The sequence below is a fragment of the Gordonia paraffinivorans NBRC 108238 genome, from assembly GCF_000344155.1.
GTDB classification, from domain to species: Bacteria; Actinomycetota; Actinomycetes; order Mycobacteriales; family Mycobacteriaceae; genus Gordonia; species Gordonia paraffinivorans.
Genome location: NZ_BAOQ01000073.1, coordinates 1 through 4212, shown reverse-complemented (window position 1 = coordinate 4212; position 4212 = coordinate 1). Strand labels below are relative to the sequence as shown.

Below are 4212 nucleotides of genomic sequence, written 5' to 3'. Positions count from 1 at the left end.
GTTCCCCACCCGTGTGGCTCCGCCAGCGAAGGCGGGCCTCCCGAGATGCTGATGGTCTCTGACCACGCACCAGCTCCAGGGAGGCCCGCTTTCTCATGTTGACATGGGAGGATGATGTGGAAGTACACGCACTACGCAAACGGGGGTGGTCGATCTCGGCGATCGCCCGCCATACCGGGCATGACCGCAAGACCATCCGGGCGTATCTGAACGGGGTGCGCTCACCGGGCCAACGCAAGAAGCCGGATGAGGATCCGTTCGAACCGTTCGCGCCCTACGTGTGACCGCACGCCTGGCCGAGGATCCGCATCTGTGGGCGCGCACGCTGTGCGACGAACTCGAAGAACTCGGTGTTGACGACGCTGAGGGGGACCCATTCGATGGTCCAGTCGCTATGCGGCTTGGGGTTGGTGGGTCGTGGTCCACTGTAGGGCGAACTCGGCGGGGGTGAGTCCGTGGTGGGCCGAATGGGGTCGGTTGGCGTTGTAGTCGATCCTCCAGTCTTCGATGATGACCCGGGCTTCGCGCAGGGAGTCAAAGGGCCAGGAGTTGAGCAGCTCGTCGCGCAGGCGGCCGTTGAACGATTCGATCCAGGCGTTCTGCCACGGGGAGCCGGGGTCGATGAATAGTGATCCGGTGCCGTTGAATCGGCACCAGTCGTTGACGGCGTGAGCGACGAATTCCGGTCCGTTGTCGAACCGCACGTAGCACGGTGGACCATGTATCAGGGCCAGGCGGTCGAGAACGTCAACCACGCCATCGGCGTTGATGACGCGGTCGACGTGGATCGCCAGGGCTTCGCGGGTGAACTCGTCGATCACGTTGAGCATTTTGATGGTTCGGCCGTCGGCGGTGGTGTCGAATTGGAAGTCCATCGCCCAGATCACGTTCGGCCGGATTGGGCACATCGCCCCAACCGCGGTCCCGATTCCGGTGAGCCGTTTCTTCCTGCGGCGCTGGGGAACTCGCAGCCCCGCTCACTCGGGAGGTGAGCGAGACGATGCCTGTCGCATCAGATGCGACACGACCGAACGCGCAGCGCCCTCGATCTGCAAGAGGCGTGGTGACCCGGAGGGTGGCAGTCAGGTTCAGGCGGTCTGGCACCCGAGGGCCTAATCCTGTGGGGTGGTGTGGGTGTGGATTCTGGCGCCGTCGCGATTGAAGATGCTGATCGCTTCGGCGCTGTCTGATCCTGCGGCGCTCATGCTGTGGGGGGTGCGGGTGTCGAACTCCGCGGCTTCGCCCGGCTCGAGAACGAGATCCTGGTCCCCGAGGATAAGCCGGAGCCGACCGCTCAGCACATAGATCCACTCATAACCGTCGTGCACCCGCGGTTCGGGCGCCTGCGGCCGTGGTGGGTATGTGATGCGGTAGGTCATGACCGGTGCATGTTCGGGGGCCAGGGGGACGATAACCAGACCGTCGCGGCGGATCGGCGGCCTGCGCACCCGCGGGTCGGGACGTTCGTCAGCGACCAGGTCGTCAACTCGGATACCGAGCCGTCGCGTCAACGGCACAAGCAGTTCGAGATTCGCCTGACGTTTACCCGATTCCAAACGCGAAAGCGTGCTTACCGACATGCCTGCGGCGGCTGCTAGCTCCTCCAGGGTCAGACCCTGTGATCGGCGGATCGCGCGCAGCCTCGACCCGATCCGTGCGCTCTCCATGTCCGCTTTCCCTTCTTTGCCATTACTGCAAGTTTCCTTGCTATTCTGCCAGACCTGGCCGGAGGATGCCGGTATGGCAGAAGAACTTTGGGATGCAGTGATAGTCGGCGCAGGTCCGGCGGGGTTGACCGCGGCGGTGATGCTCGGGCGCTCTCGCCGTCGTGTGCTCGTGATCGATGCGGGCAGTCCGCGCAATCGTTTCGCCGCGCACATGCACGGCGTGCTCGGCCATGACGGGCTCCCCCCGTCCGAGTTGCGCCGGCTCGGGCGCGCCGAAGCCCAGGGCTACGGAGTGGTCTTCCATGACGGGACCGTGCGGGAGGTCACCAACGTACCCGCCGGGGTGCGCGTGACCGCGGATGATGGTTCCGCCCACCAGGCGCGTACGCTAGTCATCGCCACCGGGCTGCGGGACGACCTGCCCGCGATCGGCGGGCTTGCCGAGCGGTGGGGCAAGACGGTGCTGCACTGCCCGTACTGTCATGGGTGGGAGGTTCGCAACCAGCACCTGGGCGTGCTTGCCACCTCACCGCTCGCCCTGCACCAGGTTGAGCTCGTGCGACAGCTCAGCGACCAGGTCACCTTCTTCTCCGCAGGCGCAGGCGACCTCTCCGCCGACGACGAGAAGCGCCTGGCCGCGCGCGGCATCCGGATCGAACCGGCGCCTGTCACCGAGATTCACGGGCCCGCCCCCGCGATCTCACAGGTCGCGCTTGCGGACGGCCGCACCGCCTCCGTCGATGCGATCTTCACCGCGGGCGCCCTGCACCCGCTTGACGAGTTCGTCGCCGGGCTGGACCTCGACCGCGTCGACACTCCCGTCGGCTCGTTCCTCAGCGTCGACCGCACCGGTCAGACCAGCCACGAACGTATCTGGGCTGCCGGGAACGTCGTCGACCCTGGCGCGAACGTGGCGATGTCACTCGGGGCCGGGGCCATCACCGGTGGCGTCGTCAACGCTCGACTCGCCAAAGAGGACACAGACACCGCCCTCGCCACGCCTGCGCGGGTGTCCTGACCGCGCACGCGGGCAGCGGCGGGTGCCGGTGACGCTATCGGGGCACCTATTGCTGTGGGAGGGTGAGGATCTCGGCGCCATGGTCGGTGATCGCGATGGTGTGCTCGGTGTGGGCGGTGCGGCATCCGGTTGCGCTGCGCAGCGTCCACCCGTCATCCGGGTCGGTGATGAGCCGGTCGGTATCGGCCATCACCCACGGCTCCAAGGCCAGCAGCAGCCCGGGCCGCAGCCGGTATCCTCGGCCGGGTCGTCCCTTGTTGGACACGTGCGGGTCCTGGTGCATCGTCGATCCGATGCCGTGACCACCGAACTCGGTATTGATCAGGTAGCCGGCGCCCGACAGCACCTGCTCGATCGCGTGCGAGAGGTCCCCCAGCCGCAACCCCGGCGCGGCAACATGAATCGCGGCCACCAGCGCCCGTTCGGTGGCGTCGATCATCGCGACGTCCTGCGGGTTGCGGGTGTCGCCGACGATGAAGCTGATCGCGGCGTCCGCCGCGACCCCGTCCTTGATGACCGCGAGGTCGAGGGTGAGCAGGTCCCCATCCGCGAGGCGGTAGTCGCGTGGCATGCCGTGCAGCACGGCGTCGTTGACGGCGGTGCAGATGTAGTGCCCAAAGGGACCGCGCCCGAACGAGGGCGCATAGTCGACATAGCATGAGGTCGCACCGGCAGCATCGATCATCTCCCGCGCCCACTGGTCAACCTGGAGCAGGTTCGTCCCGACCCGGCAGCGGGCCTTGAGGCGCTGGAGAACGTCGCCGACGATGCGGCCGGTGACCCGCGCCCGGTCCAGCTCGCTCGGAGTGAGGATCTCGATCATCCGGCGCCTTCCCGCCAGGTCTCCAATACTTATACCGGTACGACTATACCGTGATTAGTATTGGTGGCATGGTCAGATTGCCGCTCACTCGCGAGGACGTCAAACGCGGGCAGCGGCTCGGAGAACTACTCCGTGTCGCGCGCGGTCCACGTTCGATCCTTGACGTCGCGATCGAGGCGGGGATCTCCCCCGAGACGTTGCGCAAGATCGAGACCGGCAGGGTCGCCACACCAGCGTTTCCCACCGTTGCCGCGGTCGCCATCGTGCTCGGCCTGTCCCTCGACGACCTCTGGGCCCAGATCAGCACACCCCACGGATCACCTCCGGAGGCGCTGACGTCAGCGGCGGTGTTGGCTTCGCGCTAACGACACCGCGCGCGGACCTGCTCACCCGCGGTGTTCACCGGGTCGCCTCGTGGTTGTCGTATGGCGGACGGCCGGAGAATGTTGCGCGGTACTCGCTGGGAGAGACTCGGGTGGCGCGGCGGAACTGGTCGCGGAAGGCGCTAGGGCTGCTGAAGCCGACCTGTCGGGCGATGCGCTCGATGCTGTGGTCGGTGGTCTCCAGCAGCTCCTGCGCGTGCCGGATGCGCACACCGGTGACCCATTCCATGGGAGCCTGCCCGGTCTCCTGGTGAAAACGTCGGGTCAGAGTACGGATGCTCGTGTGGGCTGCTGTTGCGATGTCGGCGAGCGTGAGCGGAC

The 4212-nt window shown here is 66.6% G+C and carries 5 protein-coding genes and 2 pseudogenes; 3 read left to right on the top strand and 4 right to left on the bottom strand.

What is annotated here, in order from left to right; all coding sequences use genetic code 11:
• Positions 1-95: 95 nt before the first annotated feature.
• Positions 96-352 (top strand): annotated as a pseudogene (locus GP2_RS21480) (helix-turn-helix domain-containing protein); the annotation flags it as partial.
• 40 nt (positions 353-392) lie between these two features.
• Here GP2_RS21480 and GP2_RS20605 read toward each other — a convergent pair.
• A pseudogene (locus tag GP2_RS20605) lies at positions 393-974 on the bottom strand (integrase core domain-containing protein); the annotation flags it as partial.
• A 138-nt stretch (positions 975-1112) separates the two neighbouring features.
• Entirely contained in the window at positions 1113-1667 is a 555-nt protein-coding gene (locus GP2_RS20600) for a helix-turn-helix domain-containing protein (protein ID WP_006902582.1), read from the bottom strand.
• A 73-nt stretch (positions 1668-1740) separates the two neighbouring features.
• On the opposite strand from GP2_RS20600, the gene GP2_RS20595 reads away from it, so the two are divergent.
• Positions 1741-2685: an NAD(P)/FAD-dependent oxidoreductase gene (locus tag GP2_RS20595; RefSeq protein ID WP_006902581.1), complete on the top strand. Its 945-nt coding sequence runs from the start codon at positions 1741-1743 to the stop codon at positions 2683-2685.
• A gap of 46 nt (positions 2686-2731) precedes the next feature.
• Here the strand turns inward: GP2_RS20595 and map are convergent, their stop codons facing one another.
• Entirely contained in the window at positions 2732-3508 is a 777-nt protein-coding gene (gene map / locus GP2_RS20590; RefSeq protein ID WP_006902579.1) for a type I methionyl aminopeptidase, read from the bottom strand.
• Between the two features lie 68 nt (positions 3509-3576).
• Between map and GP2_RS20585 the strand changes: the two genes are divergently transcribed.
• A complete protein-coding gene (locus tag GP2_RS20585; RefSeq protein WP_006902578.1) occupies positions 3577-3873 on the top strand; it encodes a helix-turn-helix transcriptional regulator in 297 nt (98 codons plus the stop codon).
• Positions 3874-3907: 34 nt separating this feature from the next.
• Here the strand turns inward: GP2_RS20585 and GP2_RS20580 are convergent.
• Positions 3908-4212, bottom strand: a 305-nt coding sequence (locus GP2_RS20580) for a helix-turn-helix domain-containing protein (protein WP_006902577.1), incomplete at its 5' end; no start/stop codon positions are given.